This is a genomic window from Streptomyces sp. NPDC085946 (assembly GCF_044540485.1).
In the GTDB taxonomy this organism is placed as follows: Bacteria; Actinomycetota; Actinomycetes; order Streptomycetales; family Streptomycetaceae; genus Streptomyces.
In genome coordinates this window covers 266,293-287,394 of sequence record NZ_JBITSF010000010.1, presented here as the reverse complement: position 1 = coordinate 287,394, position 21,102 = coordinate 266,293, and the positions used below count along the sequence as shown (strand labels likewise).

The 21,102-nt window shown below is 67.5% G+C and carries 11 protein-coding genes and 1 pseudogene; 4 read left to right on the top strand and 8 right to left on the bottom strand.

Going from position 1 to position 21,102, the window contains the following annotated elements; genetic code table 11:
- Positions 1-13: 13 nt before the first annotated feature.
- The gene (locus ACIF8T_RS22095; RefSeq protein ID WP_400037549.1) at positions 14-229 is read right to left on the bottom strand and encodes a DUF397 domain-containing protein; all 216 of its coding nucleotides are present in this window, start codon (positions 227-229) and stop codon (positions 14-16) included.
- Positions 226-1,085 (bottom strand): annotated as a pseudogene (locus ACIF8T_RS22090) (Scr1 family TA system antitoxin-like transcriptional regulator). Before ACIF8T_RS22090 ends, ACIF8T_RS22095 begins: the two are co-directional and overlap by 4 nt.
- 174 nt (positions 1,086-1,259) lie before the next feature.
- Between ACIF8T_RS22090 and ACIF8T_RS22085 the strand changes: the two are divergent.
- On the top strand, positions 1,260-1,709 hold the full coding sequence (locus ACIF8T_RS22085) for an ATP-binding protein (protein WP_400037547.1): 450 nt from the start codon (positions 1,260-1,262) through the stop codon (positions 1,707-1,709).
- A gap of 30 nt (positions 1,710-1,739) precedes the next feature.
- Here the strand turns inward: ACIF8T_RS22085 and ACIF8T_RS22080 are convergent, their stop codons facing one another.
- The 4 genes from ACIF8T_RS22080 to ACIF8T_RS22065 all read right to left on the bottom strand — a co-directional run bounded on the left by ACIF8T_RS22080 (position 1,740) and on the right by ACIF8T_RS22065 (position 7,449).
- Entirely contained in the window at positions 1,740-2,792 is a 1,053-nt protein-coding gene (locus tag ACIF8T_RS22080; RefSeq protein WP_400037545.1) for a CBS domain-containing protein, read from the bottom strand.
- Positions 2,789-4,606 carry a DUF262 domain-containing protein gene (locus ACIF8T_RS22075; protein WP_400037544.1) on the bottom strand — a complete coding sequence of 606 codons (1,818 nt, stop codon included), beginning with the start codon at positions 4,604-4,606 and terminating at the stop codon, positions 2,789-2,791. The genes ACIF8T_RS22080 and ACIF8T_RS22075 overlap by 4 nt, the downstream gene beginning before the upstream one ends.
- A gap of 219 nt (positions 4,607-4,825) precedes the next feature.
- On the bottom strand, positions 4,826-5,038 hold the full coding sequence (locus ACIF8T_RS22070) for a hypothetical protein (protein ID WP_400037542.1): 213 nt from the start codon (positions 5,036-5,038) through the stop codon (positions 4,826-4,828).
- A gap of 293 nt (positions 5,039-5,331) precedes the next feature.
- The gene (locus ACIF8T_RS22065) at positions 5,332-7,449 is read right to left on the bottom strand and encodes a reverse transcriptase domain-containing protein (protein ID WP_400037540.1); all 2,118 of its coding nucleotides are present in this window, start codon (positions 7,447-7,449) and stop codon (positions 5,332-5,334) included.
- 408 nt (positions 7,450-7,857) lie between these two features.
- Between ACIF8T_RS22065 and brxD the strand changes: the two genes are divergently transcribed.
- The 3 genes from brxD (at position 7,858) to ACIF8T_RS22050 (ending at position 13,210) form a co-directional block, all read left to right on the top strand.
- Positions 7,858-9,207: a BREX system ATP-binding protein BrxD gene (gene brxD, locus ACIF8T_RS22060; RefSeq protein WP_400037538.1), complete on the top strand. Its 1,350-nt coding sequence runs from the start codon at positions 7,858-7,860 to the stop codon at positions 9,205-9,207.
- Positions 9,207-11,414, top strand: a complete 2,208-nt coding sequence (locus ACIF8T_RS22055; protein WP_400037536.1) for a DEAD/DEAH box helicase — start codon at positions 9,207-9,209, stop codon at positions 11,412-11,414. Before brxD ends, ACIF8T_RS22055 begins: the two co-directional genes overlap by 1 nt.
- A 290-nt stretch (positions 11,415-11,704) precedes the next feature.
- The gene (locus ACIF8T_RS22050; RefSeq protein WP_400037534.1) at positions 11,705-13,210 is read left to right on the top strand and encodes a hypothetical protein; all 1,506 of its coding nucleotides are present in this window, start codon (positions 11,705-11,707) and stop codon (positions 13,208-13,210) included.
- A 216-nt stretch (positions 13,211-13,426) separates the two neighbouring features.
- Here the strand turns inward: ACIF8T_RS22050 and ACIF8T_RS22045 are convergent, their stop codons facing one another.
- The gene (locus tag ACIF8T_RS22045) at positions 13,427-13,672 is read right to left on the bottom strand and encodes a hypothetical protein (RefSeq protein WP_400037532.1); all 246 of its coding nucleotides are present in this window, start codon (positions 13,670-13,672) and stop codon (positions 13,427-13,429) included.
- Between the two features lie 520 nt (positions 13,673-14,192).
- Complete coding sequence (locus ACIF8T_RS22040; protein WP_400037530.1) at positions 14,193-20,864, bottom strand: DUF3320 domain-containing protein; 6,672 nt, start codon at positions 20,862-20,864, stop codon at positions 14,193-14,195.
- Positions 20,865-21,102: the final 238 nt, after the last annotated feature.

The following is a 21,102-nucleotide window of genomic DNA, read 5'->3' as shown; positions in this document are numbered from 1 at the left end:
AGCATGTTCGTCGTCAGACGGCGGTCCCACCCACGTAGGAGGTGAACGCCGCCCACTGCTCATGGGGGAAGGTCAGTGCCGCGTCCGTCTGCGCCTTCGAGTCCCGGACATGGACGGTGCCGGGCGCGGTGGCGACCTCCACGCAGTCGCCGCCACCTGATCCGCTGTAGCTGCTCTTGCGCCAACTCAGTTCGGCTTCGCCGTGGCAGGCGTTCCGATCAACGATCATGCTGCGGCCTCTCCTGCCAGTCTCCCGAGCGAACGTGCAGAATCCTCCGGGGTCAGCGCCTGCGAGCGCAGCTTGCCGTAGCGCAAGCTGAAAGCGCTGACCTGGGCAGGATCGGTCACCACGGACCCCACCTCCTGCGACTCGACGTATCCGACCTGGCGGTGCTCCGCAGTCTCGAGCACGACGAAGCCGCCGTTGAGTCCCGGATGAAAACCGTAGGCAGCGGGCATGACCTGGAGGCTCACGTTGCGCAGTTCCGCCAGCGTCACCAGCCGACGAAGTTGTTCCCGCATCACTTCATCACCCCCGACGGGGTTGGTGAGCGCCGTTTCGCCGACCACGAACGACAGCTCGACGATGGGGGAGCGCGTCAACAGTTGCTGGCGGTTCAGGCGAGCTTCCGTGTGGAGATCGATCACCTCGTCCTCCAACGCCGGGCAGTGCGCCGCGAACAGGCTCCGGCGTATGCGTCGGTCTGCAGAAGTCCAGGCACCAGAAGCGGGTCGTAGGAGAAGCGGCTCACCGCTTCGGTCTCGATTGAGGCGAAGTCCTGGAAGAACTCGGGCAGCTTGGCCCGGTCCACGTCCTCCTGGAGCACCCGCAACGCCCCGCCTGCCCCCAGCACCCGCTCCGCGGCATCCGTGAACGCGGCCTTGGCCGGGCGTCGCCCCTGCTCCACCGAGGCCACCTGCTCCAGCGAGTAGCCGATGGCGTCCGCGAGGGCCTGCTGCGTGAGCCCCGCCCGTTCGCGGAAGAGGCGGACCAGCTTGCCGTAGGCGCTCCACACCGAGGGGCGTCCCCTGCCCGGTGACCGCCGGCCGGTCGTCCGGCACTCCCGCTCGCCCGTCCTGCCCATCACGCCCCCTGCCCGCCGCAGTGTCCCGTACCGTCCTCAACGACCCGGTCGTCGTCCGGTCCCGGGCACGGACCCGTACGGATGCCGTACCAGCCCGTACAACAGCCGTACCGCGCCGCCGGGTACGACTGTCCGACCTGGCCCGGTCCAGCCGGGTGACGAGACGGTCACTCCATGAAGTCGATCGACGCACAGGCCGAGGCACCCGCGAACGTTCCGCCGTTCACCATCCGCCTCAGCGCCACCGGATGTGGGGCACGCCTCGCTCGCCGTCTCGCCGTGCAGCAGCTCGCGGCCTGGGGAATCTCGTACGACGCCGAGGTGTCCCACGCCGTCGCCCTCGTCACGGCGGAGCTGACCGCCAACGCCGTCACCCACGGCCGACTGCCGGGGTGGGACTTCAGGCTCTCCCTGTTGCGGCTCCAGGAGCACGTTCGCGTCGAGGTGATCGACGCGCGGCCCGAACGGCTGCCGCAGACAGCCCCCGCCGCCGAGGGCCGCTCACTCGAAGCGGACGCGGGACGAGGGCTGCTCCTCGTATCGGCGTACGCCGAACGATGGGGCTGCGAGGCACGGGACACCTGCACGAAGACGGTGTGGGCCGACATCGCGTGCCCGCACTGACGAGTCCCGCCCCCATCGCCCCGCGTCACCTCACGGTGCGAACGCCCGCAGTACGTTCGCGAAGGTCGTCAGCTCGTCGAGCATCTCCTGCGGAAGCGGCTTCTCGTCGAAGTGGGCGATCCGGTTGCGGATGTCCTTCACCCGCTTCAGCAAGGCGATGAACTGCTCCCGGGGCATGTTGGCCCACTTCAACGCCTCCCAGTTTTGGTCGGCCCGCTCGGCGAGGGACTGCTTCGTCTGGTCGCCGTCCAGGAGTTTCAGGTAGTCGCCGAACATCAGGTCCGACACCTGGCCGGTGCGGTGCTCCGGCTTCCTGTTCGTCTGGACCGCCTTGATGGCCTCCGCGTCCAGTGCCGCGCCCAGGCAGCGGCGCAGCAACGACTCGATCTCTCCCACGATGAAGAAGGGCCGCGCCGCCCCCTCGAAGCGTTCCGTGACGTCCGCGGCGGTGACGATGCCCGACAGGCAGCCGTCGTCGCCGCGGACGAGCAGGTAGCCGTGCTCGCGGATGACCGGGAGGGCGGTGAAGAATTCCTGGCGGGCGTCGGCGACGGGCAGCGAGTCCTTCTCCATCGCGTTGTCCAGCGTGGCCGGCTTCCCGGCCTCGTACATCTTGGCCACGGACCCCCAGGTGACGACCCCGTGGACCTGCGCCATGCCGGTGGTCACCGGCACCTGGGAGAGACCCTTCGTGCGCATGAGGAAGGTCGTCTGGGACAGGGGCGTGCCGGGACCCACGGACACCAGGCCGCGCCGCGCCGACGGGATGTCGCCGAGCAGCAGCCGCTGCGGCAGGGCGTTCGAAGGCAGGGCCTCGTCCGTCGCGTCGGCCTCGTCGTCCATGTCGGCGGGTGTGCGCTGCGGGGGAACGGACGTCAGCGGCACGACCTCGACGGTGCTGCGCAGGCCGCAGACCGCGAAGTCCGGCAGCGTGGTCAGTCCGGCGTCCGTCAGCGCCTGCGAGATGCGGTGCACCGAGCGGTGGTCACGGACCCTGACCTGGAACAGGTCGAGGATCTCCTGCACGGACACGGTCCTGCCCTTGAGCGAGGAGGCGTCCCGCTCATCCGGCCTGGTCGTCATCGGACGTCGCCCTCCGGCAGGTCACGGAGCATCGTCCTCTTGCCCATGGCGGAGTGCACGAGGTCCTGCAACTGCTTGGAGCGGTCGCGGTAGAAGCGCTCGTAGTCGTTCTCGCGCAGTGCGTCCGGATCGATCAGGTGGGTGGTCAGGACGTCGTCGAACCACTCGGGCCGCATGTCGGACGCGGCGATCATCGTGGACAGGTACGACGACGGCGCTCCCGTCATGTCCATCGCGGCGCGGTAGGACAGGGGGGTCTTGTTCACGATCGAACTCGTGGGCAGGCCGTGGCTGTCGCCCCGCCGGAACCACGTCTTGGGGAAGATCTGTCGGACGTCCACGCTGTACTCGTCCAGCCTGCCGGGACTGAGCGGGGCATCCGTGTAGTGCCAGTCCACCGCGCCCTGCTTGATCAGCAGGGCGTAGATCCCCTTGTAGGCGGCGCTGTTGCGGGTGGTGAGGGTGTCGAGGCGGTCAGTGAAGAAGAACGCCTCCGTGACCGTCTCGGGTGCCCTCTCGCCCTGCGCGATCCAGGGGACGAGCTGTTCGACGTCCTTGGTGAAGCGCGTCTCCGTGGAGCCGCCGTACATCTCCCCGAGCACGCCGCACCAGTACCACTGCTCGATCTTCTCCTCCGCCCCCAGACCGTCCATCCCCGTGTCGAGGATGGCGCGGACGGCCGCGAGCGGGATGAGCTGTGTCCGGTACGGCAGATCGGCCGGGCGGACGATGCACTGCCGTTCCAGGAAGTCGCCCACCCAGGCGAAGGCGTCGGCGAGCTTGGGTGCCAGGCGCACGAAGTCGGCCAAGGGGAGGTCCAGCAGGTCACGGCGCTTGCAGGACACCGTGGCTCCGAGGCCCTCCTGCTTCCGCTCCCAAGTGCGCACCAGCGCGATGGCCTGCAGGAAGTCGATGCTGCTCAGCCCGTTCTCGATGCCGCTCTCCAGGCGGCCGAAGACCGGGTACTTACTCGCCAGCCCTTGCTTGATCTCCCGCCACACCACGGGAAGCTGGTAGTAGTCCCCGGTTCGCTCCACGTACTCGCGGTCTCCGGCATAGGTCGCGGTGAGCAGTTCGAAGACGTTCAGGGGCACGCCGCCCGTGTTGACCCGCTCGAACACCGCGCAGACGGCGTCCATGGAGGTGGAGGCGGCCAGCCGGATCATCGGCACTTGGAAGGCACGGACCTGCTGGAGGACCGCCTCGTCGAACTGGCCCCACAGGTCCCAGTTCCGGTCCTCGTCCGCCTTGATGTACGCCTTCTTCCACTCGTTCACACGCTGGGCGTCGAAGACGAAGTGCAGAGGGAAGAGGCCGGCCGCGCACTCGGCCTCGGTGGTGCGCAGGTCCAGCACCACGGTGCGGTTGAAGTCCGTCCGGAGCACCTTGTCGGCCGGCACGGACACGATGGCCTCGTCGCGGTCCGCGGACGGCCCGACGGCCTTCGCGATGTCGACGTAGTACCACCGCTGAATGGGCTTGCCCCGAGAGTCTGCCGTCTCCACCGGAGCGTCCAGCCACAGGGCCTGGAAGAGGGAGGTGAGGCGCTGCTGCCCGTCCAGCAGCAGGAGATCGGCCTCCGGGTCGCCGTCCGGCCGGGCGCCGGTGAGGGTCCGGGAGCGGAACCGGGTGGCGCCGCCGGTCTGCAACGTCATCACGACGCCGAGCGGGTAATCCAGCGTGACCGTCGCGATGATCGCCCGGATCCGGTCGTCGTCCCACTTCCAGTTCCGCTGGAAGTCCGGCAGTTGTAAGGAACCCGAGGCGACATCCGCCAGGACGTCCTTCAGCTTCACGTTGTCGAGCGCCGCCATGTGACTCCACTTTCCACCTTGTTGCCTGTACGGAGAGTGATTCCAGCAGCGCTCTGTGGTGAACGTCAACCGATTCGCAGAACACCGAGATCACTGCGAGTATCGCCCGGCTGAGGTCCGAGGAACGGGACTTCGAAAGAGCGACGCCGGGCTCGCTGCGCATGCGTCGAACGTTGCAGACAGGGACGGCCTGCTCTCGGCAGGCCGTCCCTGTCGGTGCTACACGTCGCGCTTCACGTGGTGGAGCACGTTCATCCCCGCACTGAGGACGGCGAGGAACGCACCACCACTGCTCGTGAGAGTCGCCAACGGGCTGACCTCGAACGCCATCGTCGTGACGGCAGTGCCGAGAGAGACAACACCGGAGACGAGAGCGACGATGGTGATGTCACGCGCCGGGTGGTGGCACGTCTGGTGGGTCGAGTTGGTCAACACCGTTCCTCCATGGACTTGTCGGCTCGCTTGCGGGAAGAGGGCACGACTCACCGAGGTGAGTAGCCCTTCCCAGCGATGCGCGTACGAGCTCTACGGAGCCCGCAACCAGCACGTTGCTGATAGGTACACGCATGCAGAGCGAGTCAAAGAGTCCTCCGGGAAACCGGGTATCGGCCTACGGGACCCATGATGCCGCCCACCGTGTCGCTGCACGGGCAGCCCCAGGAACATGGCCGGATACCACCGGTGTGTTGTCCCGACTGCACCCTCTGGGCACTGCGCCACTCTGATCACTTCTTGGACTTGTGGAGTTTGGTGGCGGTTAGGCGCTTCTTGCCCATCTCGATGATCAGGCCGGCGGCCTTGAACGTGAGGTTGAGGGCGACGGTCTCGGGAACCTGCTGGCCGGGGCCGAGGTGTCCGGTGATGTAGTCGCCCATTCGGACATCCGGGTCCAGGCGCTTGAGCACCATGCAGGCGATGGACTCGGCCTCGACCTCGTTGCGCGCATGGATCTCCTTGGCGTCCTCGTCCGAGAAGGGCTGCGAGTACCGGTCAGGCCAAGTTTCCCCCGGGGCGGCGCCGAGGTGCCCGCAGAACAGGTGGCCGAGCTCGTGGGCGAGCGTGGCGTACCGGTCCAGTGGTGACAGGTTTTGATTGACCTCGATCTCGAACAACGTCGGGTATGTCTCCGGCGGGTCTCCACGCCTGCTGCCGGGACGCTTGATGGAACCGCCGGACCTGCTGCGGTACGTGCGTCCGCAGGAGGAGGCCCCGTGGTCGACCAAGGTGAGCCGGATACCCAGGGGCGCGAGGTTCGCTTCGGTGTGATGCCAGACCTTGAGGACCTCCTTCTCTCCAGCACGAGAGGACACCGACATCGGGGCGGTGATCCCCTTGGGCAGAGGCAGGGCTCCGGGCAGGGCCTCGGTGTCCCCGACGTCGTACACGAGCATGTAGGGCCCACGGGGCTGGAAGATCAACAGTGGCTTGGCGCCGGGTTTGAGCACCCGCCGGTACTTCGACTCCCAGTCCGAGGAGGACAGGACGTAGCGTGCCCCCGGCTTCTGGATGTGGACCACCATCGCGTTGAACGGCGCGTACCGCTTGAACCGGCCGACGAACTCGAGCATCTGCAGGTAGTCCGAGGACGAGCGATAGCGCTGGGCACCGCGGATGAGGTCGTCGATCGAGTCCTTGGCCAGATCTGCCCGGGAGGGCTCAACCTCCTCGTCCCAGGGCAGATCGAGCCCATGCTGCACGATCACCGGGTCCTCGTACTCAAGGGGAATCTCGCGCAACCGCTTCCAGTCCGCGAGTTGTTTCTCGGCCCAGTCGAGCTCGACCATGTGCGCGAACGACAGCAACCCGGTCACGTGGGCGTCCAGCACGGCCAGGTCCTTGAAGCCCTGGTGACGGCGATGCTGCTCGATGCCGAACGACGCGGCCCCCCGCACATGCCTGGTGATGCGGCGCTTGTACTCGCGCGTCAGACGAGGAGCGGGACCGTCGACGAGGATGCCCAGCACGCTGCGGCGCGCACCGGGACGGGCCACATAGGTCTTCTTCGCGTTGAGCCTCATGCCCAGCGGTTTCAAGGCCTTCTTCACTCCAGCGACGAGACGGTCGACGTCGTCGTGGTGAACGAGCCTCCTGCTCGAGAAGTACATGTCGTCGCTGTAGCGGGTGTAGCGCAGCCCCAAGGACTCGACCTGGTGGGTGACCACCTCGTCGACGTCGCGCATGACGATGTTCGACAGGTACCCGCTTGTGGGAGCGCCCTGAGGCAGGAATCCCTCGCGGGTGTACTTGTAGATCAGGTCAGGCCGGCGAACGGAGAAGTGCTGCCCGACGGCCTCCAGGTACACGCTGCGCCGCCCGGTGCCGCGGTTCGGCCAGGTCTGGTTCGGCTCAGGCGGCGACACGGTGACCAGCCGGGCCGTGGTGTAAGCGCTCAGGGTGCGGGCGGTACGACGCAGGCCGATCTCCCGCCGGCCGTCCTCATCCTCCACGAGATCGATCCGGTACTCGCGCTCCGTCGGGCGCGTCCAGGCGTCCTTCAAGGCGGCGTAGACGTGCCGCTCCCTGATACTCCCGAAGAAGTCGGCGATGTCCAGGCGGATCACGGTGTGGGCTCGCAGATGGACGGCGGCACAGTCCACGACCGAGCGACCGCGCCGGTAGGCGAACGCTGCCGGGTGCGGCTGGAACCCAGCTGGAAGAGTCTCCAGACGGGCCAGGATTTCCTGCTGCGTCCGGGACAACCGAGGAACCGGGGTGTGCAAGGTCCGCAACCCGCCGCGGTGCTTGCGGATCCGGTGCTCGGTGTACGGGTAGATCGAGCCGCTGACCACCGCTTCGAGGAACTGATCCGGGGAGAGGTCCGTGAAGTCGTCTACCGCCGTCACCGAGCCGCCCCGTCCCTGAATGTGAGATGCAGCCGGCGAGCCTCACCTTGAGCACCGTCAGGCAAGCCACGAGCGGTCCGCTGTATCCCTCCGCCACCCTGTGCAAGCACAGGGACCGGTCTTCGGCACCCGGTGTGATCAGCACCGAGATGCCCCGGACCCGGGGGCCCATCGCAAGGGATGGGTTCCTGAGACCCGCCGACTGCGTTGAGCCGGATCGTAGTCTCCCTGCACGTCGAACTCACAGGCAGGTCACCTGATGGCACACCGAACCACGGTGCCCCTACCGCCACCTGGCAGCACGACGACGGCTGTACGGCAACACTGCTGGACCCATATAGTCCCGAACCAGGCATCTCGGTTCTCCGTCGAGGCATTGGTGCACAGGCAGATGGAACACTGGTCCCCGTGAGCACCACCGGATCCAAGCGCCCCGCACAGGTCAGCGCCGCCCGCCGCCGTACTGTCATCGATGCTCTGCGCCGCGGGGCCGTACCTGAGAGCGGGCTCGACCTGCTCGCCACCGGGCTCGACCGTTTCGAGGCGGCCCTCGACGCGGAACTGGACGCCGTCGCGTCCGGCGGTTCCGTGTTCAAAGCGGTGCGCGGTGAGTACGGGTCCGGCAAGACCTTCTTCGCCCGCTGGCTGGGGGAGCGGGCCAAACGCCGCAACTTCGCCGTGGCCGAGATCCAGATCTCCGAGAACGAGACGCCGCTGCACAAGCTGGAGACGGTCTACCGGCGGCTCACCGAGCGCCTCACCACCTCCAGCTTCCCGCCCAGCGCCCTGCGGCCGGTGGTCGACGCCTGGTTCTACGCCTTGGAGGAGGACGCCCTCGCGGCCGGCGCGACCGAGGAGGAATTGCCCGGCGAGGTGGAGAAGCTGCTCGTCGCGCGGCTCACCGAGGTGTCCCGGCACGCCCCGTCCTTCGCCACCGCCCTGCGTGGCTACCGGGCCGCCCTCGCCGACGGCGACGAGGCGACCGCCGCGGCCGTGCTGGCGTGGCTCGGCGGCCAGCCGCACGTCGCGGCCTCCGCCCGTCGGTCCGCCGGGGTGCGCGGCGACCTCGACCACTTCGGGGCGCTCGGCTTCCTGCAGGGCCTGCTCACCGTGCTGCGCGACTCCGGACATACCGGTCTCTTCGTCGTCCTCGACGAGGTGGAGACGCTCCAGCGGGTCCGCTCCGACGCCCGCGACAAGGCACTCAACGCGCTGCGGCAGCTCATCGACGAGGTGCACTCCGGCCGCTTCCCCGGCCTGTACCTCGTCATCACCGGTACACCCGCCTTCTACGACGGTCAGCAGGGCGTGCAGCGCCTGGCGCCGCTCGCCCAGCGGCTCGCCACCGACTTCACCACCGACCCGCGCTTCGACAACCCCCGCGCGGTGCAGATCCGGTTGCCCGGCTTCACCCAGGAATCCCTGGTGGGTCTCGGCGTCACCATTCGGGACCTGTACGCGGACGCCGCCACATCACCCGAGCGTGTGCGGATGGTCACCGATGATGCCTACGTCGCGGACCTCGCACGGGCCGTTGGCGGGGCGCTGGGCGGAAAGGTCGGCGTGGCGCCCCGGCTGTTCCTGAAGAAGCTCGTCGGGGACGTCCTCGACCGTGTGGACCAGTTCGATGACTTCGATCCCCGGCGGCATTACAAGCTGACCGTCGCGAGCAGCGAACTCACCGACGTAGAGCGGAACCTGGCCGCCACGGTCACTGGCGGTTCCACGTCCGCCGACGACATCGACCTGGAGCTGTGATGGCGGATGGCGACGACCCGGCCGGGACGGACTCGGCCGGGGGAGGGAGCGACGTACTCGACCGGCTCGACCCCGTCGTCCTGCACCACATCGTCAACACCCTCGGCTGGCCCGACCTGCGCCCTCTTCAGCGGGCGGCGATCACACCGCTCATGGACGGTGAGGACGCCGTCCTGCTGGCCCCGACAGCCGGCGGCAAGACCGAGGCGGCCTGCTTCCCGCTGCTGTCAGCGATGGCCGAACAGCGGTGGACCGGCACCTCGGTGCTGTACCTGTGCCCCCTCAAGGCGCTCCTCAACAACCTCGTCGCCCGCGTCGACACCTACGCCCAATGGCTGGGGCGGCGTGCGGCGCTCTGGCACGGGGACACCAAGGAGTCGCAGCGGCAGCGCATCCGCACCGAGGCGCCGGACATCCTGCTGACCACGCCCGAGTCGCTCGAGGCGATGCTGATCGGCGTCAAGACCGACCACGCGCGGCTGCTGGGAAGCGTCCGGGCCGTCGTCGTCGACGAGGTGCACGCCTTTGCGGGCGACGACCGGGGCTGGCACCTGCTCGCCGTGCTCGAACGGCTGGAGCGGGTCACCGGCCGGCCCATCCAGCGCGTCGGGCTCTCGGCGACCGTCGGCAACCCCGAGCAACTGTTGCACTGGCTGCAGGGGGCCAGCTCCGGCAGCCGCACCGGGCAGGTCATCGCGCCGGGTGTCCACCTGCCCGCCACCGGCGCGGCCGGACACGGGGAGCAGGTTGCCGCAGACCCGCCCCGCCGGCCCGCGGGCGAGGTGGAACTCGACTACGTGGGCTCCCTCGACAACGCCGCCAAGCTCATCGCCGCCCTGCACCGGGGGGAGAAGCGGCTCGTCTTCTGCGACTCGCGCCGCCAGGTCGAGGAACTGGGCGCCGCGCTCCGGGCCCGGGAGGTGACCGTCTTCCTGTCCCACGCCTCCCTCTCCGTCGACGAACGCACCCGCTCCGAGCAGGCGTTCGCGGAAGCGCGCGACTGCGTCATCGTCTCCACCTCCACCCTCGAACTCGGCATCGACGTCGGCGACCTGGATCGCGTCATCCAGATCGACTCGCCGGCCACCGTCGCCTCCTTCCTCCAGCGCATCGGCCGCACCGGCCGACGTGCGGGCACCGTACGCAACTGCTTGTTCCTCACCACGAGCAAGGACACCCTGCTGCAGGCGGCGGGACTGCTTCTGCTGTGGTCGCGCGGCTGGGTCGAACCGGTTCTCCCACCGCCCGAACCGCGCCACCTCGTGGCCCAGCAGCTCCTCGCCGTCGCCCTGCAACAGCACAAGCTCGGCGACCAGCTGTGGGAACAGCAGTGGAACGGCCTCGCCCCCTTCGACCGGTCCGCCGCCCCGATCCTGAGCCATCTCACCGAGGAGGGCTTCCTCGACAGCGACGGCGGCCTGCTGTTCATCGGCCCCGAGGCGGAACGCCGCTTCGGCAAGCGGCACTTCATCGAACTCACCGCGTCCTTCACCGCGCCGCCGCAGTTCACCGTGCTGTCCGGACGCACCGAGATCGGCCGCACCGACCCGAGCGTGCTAACCGAGGAACGGCCCGGCCCACGGCGCCTGCTGCTCGGCGGGCGAAGCTGGCAGGTCACCTACATCGACTGGACGCGCAAACGAGTCTTCGTCGAACCCGCCGACAGCGGCGGCATCGCCAAGTGGATGAACGGCGGCATCGCGGGCCTCTCGTACGCCCTGACGCGCGCCATGCGCGAAGTGCTGCTGGGCACGGACCCGCCCGTTGCATTCACCCGGCGAGCTGGGGCATGTCTGGCCGGACAGCGAGAGACTGATGGGCCTGGTACCGTGCACCCGGGCGGCACGCTGATCACCCGTACTGGTACTGACGTCCGTTGGTGGACCTGGGCCGGCTACCGCGCCAACGCCACCCTCGCGGCCACCCTTCCCTCGGTTGCCGACCCCTTGCAACGTCCCACCGACTGCTGGCTGCGCCTGCGGGAAAATCTCACCCCGGCAGACTGGCACGCGGCTCGCGAGAGCGTCGGCGAGAACTTGGTCCTGCCTGACGTGGACTCCCGGGCCGTACGAGGCCTGAAGTTCTCCGCCGCCCTTCCGGACCGCCTTGCCGTCGCCACAGTCGCGGCCCGCTTGGCCGACTTCGACGGGGCCCGCGCAGTGTTGTCGGAGCGAGTGCGCCTCGTCGATTCAAACGGTTTTTCCTGAACTTGATAAATAAAAGTTCGCAGCGACCTGAAAATCCCGCACAGTCGATGAACATGCCATACCCTTCAGGATCGGATTCTCTTTCTCTCCCGTCGCATGGGCAGCTATGGAAGCATCAGGAATTCGAGGCCGCCGGAACATCGGTGAACTCGGACACGTACGGTAGGCCGCTTCCGATGCAGAACCCCACCATGAGCTGAGCGTAGATGCGGCTGCAGTGAAGGTGGGTAAGTCACCCGATGGGCTTACTAACTGGTGCGCCCGCCGGGGTTGTTCAATAGCCTTTCTGTATGAAGGAACAGCCTCTTGTCACTGTGCACCCCCCGGACGAGCGCGGCCTCAGAGAAGTCAGTATCGAAGGCCGATCCTTGGGACGCGCGTGGTCGTTAAGGGATTTGCGTGCGATTATTCACCGCGCCGGCCTTCCGAAAAAAATGGATTTCGAGGATCAATCGCGCGTTCGATGGATCGGGGGAGGTGTCGAGGTGTGGCCCCATCGCCGGTGGAGGCGGCGCACGATGGGCTTTGTTACGGCGGTCGGATTCATTGTCACATCGGCAGTCGTCGGAAGAATAGGCCTAATAGATGCGTTTAGGGCGCTCACATACGGAGGGCGCGTCGCAGGAGTTTCATTCATTGTCGCGTCGATTGTGGAAATGCTGGCTGTCGTAGCGACTTTTGACTACTGGAGAAAAAGATATTTCAAGCATTCTGGGCTGGTTGTGCTGATTGGAACTCTGGTTGCTTTTGCCGTCAACCTGCTGCTCCTTGTCGTTCATCTTTACGGTGGTGAATATACGCATTACTTGTGGCTTTGGCCGATTCTTCTTGCGTGGTCTTTGTGGTCCCTCTGGATGTTGCACCGTCAAAACATTTGGCGTGAAGTCCTTCATCCTAAGGGGGTGGCAGCCGGTGTAGTTGCATCGACTCTGCTGGCTGTGGCGAACCTTGCCTACTCTCAGGTGTACTTGCCTTATGCGACCACCAGCGCACTTCCGTTGCAAGTTGAATTCGGAAAGCCAAATCTAAATGAAAACGGGGAGGTTCTGCATGTGCCGACCCGCATCCGCTACAAGAACTCCGGGAAGGTCCGGCTGTATGTACTGGGAGGGATGTGGCGTATATATGGCTTGTCGACGAAATTTTCCGAAAAGGCGAGAAATATGGATGACTGGAAAAGGGATATTACTCCACCTTATGAGTTGGACTTCAGGAGAAACTCTGTAGAAGATGACTGGGACCTCGTCGACTCCGGCGGGTTCTCCGCTCCAGGGGACTGGCTCGAGCCGGGCGACGACTTCAAGCATGAGAGGCTCGTCGAAATTCCCGCGAATTCTAAATTTCAGATCGTGCATGCCGACCTGGAGTTGGCGGTCGTCAGGGGAGACAGGGGAACGCTGGATCCCGACTTCGCGGATTCATGGAAAGTGTCATGGAATTTGAAAAATCTAAAACATGAAGCGAATGCGCCCGAGTGGGTTGCTGATCCAGGGGACGAGTACGTCAGGTATCAATCGCGCCTTTATTACAGCAGCGAAATTTTGAATGTGACCAGGAAGGGTCGATATGTTACCACCTGGCGGGTAATTCCGAACTTCTCTGACAACCTTCCCGCCGAAAGGGATGACACGGATCCCTACATTGTCGCCATTATCGCATTGCCGGGCAAAGAGGGCGAGTACGAAAATTCGGAGCAGCGAAAGATTGCAGAAAGGTTCGGAATGTCTTTCGTTTATGGCGGCTCCGCGATACAGGTGTCATTTCCCGGGCTGGTCAATTCGGCAAAAGGTAAATAATTTTTTCAATGTTGCAAGTTTTTTCTTTGAGGGCAATGGTAATCTTTCCCCCCGCCCTCAGTCTGAGCTCGCCATATACAAGTTGAGGATGGTCTGGAGGAGACCCGGGATGCGAGTGGTCGCGCAATGGAGCTTGCGGAGGAATCACACGGATTCCCACAGACCTCTTGGTCCGCCTCCAACCCGCCAGTCACGGGTATGTGGACTCGCCCCCGGTCAAATGGCCTCCACCGGCTTCCTGTCGAGTGCTTCCACGCGTGCGGAGACGCCGAAATCCCGGCGCATCTCATCCCGTAGAGCGGTCAGGTGGTCCCAGAGGTCGTCCACCCGTCGGCCCAGTTCCCGAAGGTTCTCCTCCTGGCCCGGCTGCCCCGCGTCCAGGTGCTGCACCAGCCCGTAGATTTTCCGCAGCGAGCCGTTGGTGGCACCCAGAACGGGCAGCACGGCATCGGACACGATCATGTGTGGGACTCCGCGTGCTGGACGACGTAGGCACCCTAAAGCTCCTTCAATTCCGTCCGTCGCGCCTCGTCAAGGGTGCCGCCCCGGCGAAAATCGTGCATCCATTCCGCCAAAGCGTCTCGGGCTGCTCTCGCAGTGGCGTTCAACCGCGTGTACACGGCTCGCCGTTCCTCCAACAAACGGCTGTCCCACTCACGGGCCCGGTCCTCCTCGCGATGCCGCTCGATCCGCTTGTGCTCACGAGTCCATCCGCGTTCCGCACTGCGCTGCGTGAGGAAAACCGACGCCAGAGAGACCCCGCCTCCGATCACCGCAGCCGCAAGCGCTAGTAGAGCCGCACCTATCGTTCGCCCCCTCGTTCACGGACTTCACAGCATTCTTCCCGACATCACCCGTCATCGCATCGGATTCACCGTCATCAAGGCCCACCACGTCACTGTCGACCGATCGGTGAGCGGACTGCTCCGCTCGCGCAAGTTGCCGGCCGTGACCCGTCTGTCCTTGAACCGGCGCACGGTCGTCACCCGGTGGTGTCCTCCACCGACACGAGTCCTGACGGGCCCGTGGCGACGAGCCCGCCGGCGATCAGCTCCTCGATGTCCGCCTCGAACGCTGCACGTATGTCCGGCCCCAGACGTAGCCACCCGAAGAACCGGGCGGTCTCCCTGGCCAATTCCGTGCGTTGCAGGCCGGGGGATTCGGAAAGCACGCCCAGCAGGGCGACCCGGCGCTCGACCGGCGGGACGTGGGAAACCTTCTTGCGATCGAAGTCCGCGCTCGGCGTGCGGGCCGTCGTGACCTCGCGGTCCGGCAGGTCCCACGTGGTCCCGGACCTCACCACGGATCCTCTGCGCACCAAGACCTTCAGCGCGTTGCGGGCACTCACCTGCACGACCTGCTTCGAACTGCCGATGTCCCAGGCCGCGCGGATCCTGCCGATCAGCACCTCCTCTTCGACAGGCCCCTCGACCGCAATGATCTGCTGGGCCACCTCCGCTACCAGCCCGCGGGCCTCAGGTTCCCGGAGGTCGATGTCACCGAGCCCTGTCCGCATGCCCAGCACCCTCCGCAACTCGTACAGCTCCTCGAGGCGCATGGCGCGGTAGGGACGGCTCCACTCGGAGCGGTCCGATTCGGCGACAGGGACAATCTCGACCTCCGATGCCGCGGTGGGTACCGTCACAGGCTCGGGCTCCGCCGCAATCGCGTACGGGGCGGTCGCACAGGCGGCTTCCACCGCCTCGCGCAACCGCCGCTGCGCGTCCTTGCGGTTGCGGTACCAGTCCGTTCCCCAGATCCGGTGCAGGTTCCACCCCAGGCCGCGCAGGATTTCCTCGCGCAGCCGATCGCGGTCGCGGGCCGCGCGGGAGGAGTGGTACATCGCGCCGTCGCACTCGATGCCGAGCGCGTACGAGCCAGGAGCCCCGGGGTGCCGGACCGCCATGTCGATCCGGAAGCCTGCCACGCCCACCTGGGGCTGCACGTCGTAGCCCCAGCCGCGCAGGGTGTCGAGCACGTCCTCCTCGAAAGGGCTCTCCGGCACGGCGTCCGCGTCGGGGGCGGCCGTGGCCAGGATCGTGGGACCCTGCTCCGCGTACTGCAGGTAGCGCTTGAGGTGCTGGACGCTCTTGTTCGCGCTGTCCGGCAGGTCGGCGCCGTGGAAGGACGCCACGACCTCCACCCGGTGCCGCGCCCGGGTCACGGCCACGTTCAGCCGCCGCCAGCCGCCCTCGCGATTGATCGGGCCGAAGGAGGAACGCAGCTTGCCCTGCGTGTCGGGACCGTAGCCGACCGACAGGATGATCACGTCGCGCTCGTCACCCTGCACGGTTTCGAGGTTCTTCACGAAGAAGCCGCCCAGGCGGTCCTCCGTGAAGTACCCGTCGAGGTCGGGCCGGGACCTGCGCGCCTCGATGACGGCGTCCTCGACGGCGTCCGCCTGTGCCTTGGAGAGCGTGACGACGCCCAGGGTCAGATACGGCCGCGTCGAAAAGTGGTGGACGACCCGCTCGGCCACCAACTGGGCCTCGCGGACGTTGTCGCGCTTGTTGCTGCGGTCGTACACGCCGTCGGCCTTGTAGAACGCGACGCCCACGTTGTGGCCGTCGATGATCGCGCCCGGGAACACGACCATGGAGTTGTCGTAGAACTCGTGGTTGCTGAAGGCGATCAAGTCCTCGTGGCGGCTGCGGTAGTGCCAGCGCAGTGACAGCTCGCGCAGCACCCCGCTGGCCTTGCAGGCGTCCAGGATGGACTCGAAGGAGTCGGGCGCCTCCTCATCCCACTCGTCATCATCGTCGGCGTCGCCACCGGCGCTGAAGAACGACGTGGGCGGGAGCTGCCGTGGATCACCCGCCACGATCAGGGCGTCACCGCGGTACACGGCGTTCACCGCGTCCTGCGGAAGGACTTGGGACGCCTCATCGAAGATCACCACGTCGAAGTGGAAGTCTGACGGAAGGTACTGACTGACCGTCAACGGGCTCATCATGAAGCACGGCTTGAGCCGCTGCACGACGTCTCGGGTCTCGTCCAAGAGCCGACGTACCGGCATGTGCCGTCGCTGCAACTTCGCCTGACGGCTGAGGATCGCGGCCTGTCCCGTTGTCGCCCGGCGAGGACGTCGTGCGTTGCAGGCGGCGATCACCGTCGCGTGGGCGGACTGGACCAGACCGCGGTCCAGCCGACGGTAGCGCTCCACCAACTGGTCACGATCGGCGGCTCGTACCACCGCGAGACGGCTGTCGGACGCCAGCAGATGCTCCACCCAGGCACGCAGCACGGTGCGCTCCACGGCCACGGGAAACAGTGAAGCCGGCACTCCACGGTCCGCAAGCTGCGTCGGCAGGTCCTCCAGTCCGTAACGGCTCAGCACCTCGTGGGCCTCGGCGGAGCGAAGCCAGGCGTCCGGGCCGTAGGGATCGTCGGACATGCGGTCGAGGAGTGTCCGGGCGGACGGGAACCCGGCCTCCAGCTCGGCGCGGATCTCCGCTGCCCGGACCGGTGTGAAGTGGCCGATGAGAACCTCCACCCGCTCCAGCCAGTCGCGGTTGCGGCGCTCCACCGACGAATCGGCCGCCGCGCGCAGCAGCAGGCGGGCGGCCTCGGGCCCCAGAGGAGCGGCCGAGCCGGTGACGGAAGCGGTGCGCCTGACACTGAGGGCCCAGTCCAAGGCACTGTGGACGGTCTCCCGAGAGGTGCGCACCCCCTCGTACAGGTCACCGAGCAGACGGCGGTGGTCCGCCTCGGCACCCAGGAACTCCTCCTCGGCCGCGCGGGCTGCCACCACGGCCGCCACGGAGGAGCGGGCGCCGCCCAGGGACAGCCAGTCGGCATCCCCGCCCGGGGAGTCTGTGGCACGGGCCACCGAGTGGATCAGGGAAGCGGCCTCGTCGAGGGGATCGAGGTGAGCACGCAGCCAGGCCGTTCCCTCAGGGAAGGAACAGGACCGCAGCCCGGAGGCGGCAGGGGCCAGGGCAGGGGAGCCGGTGAAGGTCTCCCAGTCAGCGCACTCGGCCCGCAGGCGAGCGGCCGTCTCCAGCAGCCCCGGAACAGGCGGCCGCTCGGCGCAGAGGGCGCGGGCGGGACCGCTGCGCCGGTTCGGGTCCGCCAGGACCGGTCCGGCCAGCCGGTGGGCTTCGGCCGCGGCGGCAAGTGCCGCGGCCAGGGCGGCGGTGCGGGGACGGCCGTCCGCCGCGTACGCGCCCAGCAGCTCAACGGTCTCGCCAACAGAGGGTTCCGCACCGGATCCGTCGCCCGTGGACGACAGCAGCATGGCCCGGCGCAGCAAGTCGTCTTCCGCCGTCGTGCTGCCGCCGGTGTCCGGCTGGCCGTCAAGACGTGTGTCCAGGCCCGCGTACCAAGTACACAGCAGCTCCCGGTCGTGGGTCTCTCGGGCGGCGAACGCCGCGTCCTCCTGCTGTGCCGCGTGCGCCGCAGCGACCGCCGTGCGTGCCGAGGCGAGAGTGTGGCCCGTTCCCCCGGTGAAAGTCCGGCGGCCGACGGACTGGACCGCATCGATGAGCCGTACGGCGTCCTCCAGCGCCGGCACGTGGGCGCGCAACCACATGGCGGCTGCCGCCGGTCCCAGACGGCCCAGTTCCGTGGCGTGCTCGCGCAGCTGCGGCTCCCGCAGTGCCGAGTCCCATGTGCTCAGGTCGTGCTTCAGCTGCTTGCCCCACCCACACAGGGCCGGGTCGGCGGCGGAGTCGTGGGCCAGCTGCGAGACCAGACGGTTGCGACGGACCGGGTCGGCCACGACGTCCGGGGCGAGCCGGCAGGCGTCCTCGGCTTGGCGCAGCGCGCCGTCCAGCGCGTCGAGATCGGGCAGGTCGTCACCGGCATAGGGTGCGAGCAGTTCCGCGTGCTCGGCCACCACGGCACGTACGGCTCGGTGCGCCTGATGCCAGGCCGCAGCCTTGCCCAATTCCGTCTGCAGGCCGCTGCTCCATGACCCGCCGGTACTGATGCCGCCGACGAGTTTCCGGTCGGCCCGCACCTGGGAGGACAGACCCGCCGCGAAGCGTCGGCCGCTCTCCGAGAGACGGCGCACCGCATCGGTCAGACCCTCGGTGTGAGGAGTGCCGGGACCGAACACGCCCTGCGCTTCCCGGCGAGCCTCGTCGAGGACGTTCATGAGGCGGTGCAGTTCGTCCACGCGCTGACGTACCCGAGGCAGCACGGCCGGATCGAACCAGGCGGCCGGCGCCCGATGGACGGTGCCGGTCAGCGTGGCCAGCTCGGTCACGGACCGCGTCGCGGAAGCGGTGGCCGGTGGTTCGCAGCCCAGCAAATTCGCGACTCCTACCGCGCACTTGGCGGTGCCCTCCAGCATGTCGGCGAGAGAGCCCCACCGGGAGGCGAGCGAGTCGGCCTCGTCCCGTCCGAGTCCCGTGAGGTCGGCACCGGACGGCTCCAGGAAGCCGAGCGCGGTCTCCGCCGCCTCCGGCTGTCGGGGCAGATGCGGCGGCATGTCCGCCCAGCCCGGCCCCGCGTGCTCCTGCGCGATCGCCCGTGCCGCCGCCGTACGGTCACGGCGGGCCTCGAACTCCCGCACCGCGGTGGCCACGAGACCGAGGGCCGCACGCTGGGCCGCGGCAAAGCGCTCCGGGGCGAGCCACGCCTCCAGCGGACGGTGCGGAACGCCGGACAGGTCCGCCAGATCGCACAGGGCCGTCGCCTCGGCCAATGAGCGCGGTTCGTCGCTGCCCAGAGTTCGGGCGAGCTCACGGGTCGAGGCGGTAGCGCTGCCCAGCAGGTCGGCCGCCTTCCGGAAGTCCCGCCCCAGACCCACCGCCTGCCGCTCGGTCAGCCCGGTCAGATCCAGACCCCGCGGTTCAAGAGACACCAAGGCCTGCTCCGCCGTCGGCGGCTCGGACCGAAGCCGCGGGGACACCTCCTGCCAGCGGTCGCCCACCAGATCTTGCGCGGCTTCCTGGACCCGCCGTACCCGGCGCAGAGCGTCGAGGAAGGACTCGACCGGATCGGTCACGGCGTGCGCCATGTCGGCGTCGGTGAGCCACCACTCGGGCACCGGCAGCCGTTCGTCCAGCAAGCCGAGCAACCGGACAAGACGGTCCACCTGGAGCGACGTCGTGAAGTGCGCGCCGCTCAGGTTGAGCGCTTCGTAGCCGTCAAGGGCATTCAGGAGTCCGGCCAGGGCCGTGCGTGCTTCTTCCAGCGCAGGACCAGGATGAGACCGGTCCGTGCGCAGTTCTCGCCAGGGAAAGTCTGGATCGGCCACCGTCTGCCAGGAGTCACCCATGGCGTGCGCGGCCTTGAGGACGTCATCCAGACCGGCCGCGGAGAGGGAGGAAGCGTCGAAACGCCGGGACGAACCACCCCCAGAAGCGGAGAGGTAGGCGACCGGGGCGTCGTCGAGACGCCCCACCTGGCCGATGACGTCGTGCAACGTGCGTCCCAGTGGCTGGCGTACCTCGTTCATCGCGGTGGCGTACGCGGACAGCGCCTCGCGGTCGAGGCGTGCCTGGGCCTTCTCCTGGTCGGGCAGCCCGGTCGCCTGGGGTTGTTCGGAGAGCGCACCGCCCAGCTCCTGTGCCACGGCCTTGCGGCTGGTGTTACGGCTGTGCAAGGCGAAGGCGTAGGAGTCCAGGCCGACCGAACCAAGGCGCTGAAGCACGACGTCCAAGGCCGCCGCCTTCTCGCTGACGAACAGCACGCTGCGGCCGGCGTGCATCAGGCCGGCGATGATGTTGGTGATGGTCTGGCTCTTGCCCGTTCCGGGAGGACCGTCCAGCACGAAGGACCGGCCCGCCACGGCGGCCGCGACGGCCTGCCGCTGCGAGGTGTCCGCGTCCAGGACCAGAGGCGTGTCCTCGGGAGGAGCCAGCTCGTCGACGCGTTCCGACGGCACCTCCTCGAAATCGAAGCGGTCGGAGGCGAGGACGCCGCCGGGGCCCACCGCCACCGCGCGCACCAGGTCGCTCGCGAGGAGCCGGTCCTCGTTCTCCAGCAGATCGCGGTACATCGACTCCTTGTGTGAGGCGAAGAGAGCCATGACGGCTCGCTCCTCTACCTCCCATAGGGACTTGCCGGCCACCGCTTTGCGTACGGCCTCGACCACCGCGCCCACGTCACGGCAGTCGGTCTCCGCGACAGGCGCCCAGTCGATGCCGAACTGTTCCAGTCTGATGGGCAGCGCGGGATTGAGCTGAGGGTCCTCGTCGGGGTTCGCCTGGAGGAGAAGCTGCCCGGTGGACGTCCGCACGAGCTCCACCGGGAAGAGGATCAGCGGCGCCTGGCTACTGGTAGTAGCCCCGTCTTCGCGCCAATGAAGCATGCCGACGCCGAGGTTGAGGGTCCACAGACCGTAGTCGTTGAACACCTGGGTCGCCTTGCTGCGGAGGGAGCGCAGCGCCCTGTGCAGGGCGGGGGCCGTGGTCTTCTGCGTGACGATGTCGTACTCGCCCGGGGGAGGACACAGTGGCTCCTCGCCTTCCGCGGGAACCTCGTCGGGAAGCGCCGCGAAGTGCAGTGCGCGGTCCTCGAGCAGGCCCACGAGGTCAGATGGCGAAGGGGCTGAGATCTCCAGCGTCGAGGAGCGGGTGTGCCGGAAGTTCAGCAGCCGGTTGCGCCCGCTGAGGTCCACGAGCGATGTGCGCCAGCCAGCGAGGATCGATTTCAGGCGTTCCAGATCTCCGCCGCCCGCGAATCCACCCGGAATTGTCGTCACGGTTGTCCCTGCTCTCACGTTGCGCTTCACCGGCCCGGAGAAGGGAAAGCACGGACTTCCTTCCGGGGAGCACGGCGACGCGGGCAGGCCCGGCGTTCTCCGACTGATCCCCCCTGTGCGACATGTTCGCCTTGTCGCACTCGCCCCCCACGGACGGACGGATTCTATGGGGACGTTGGGTAAAGCAGAAGTGGATCATGTGACTGGTCGCCTCCTTGCGGCTGGAAAGCCCGGGCTT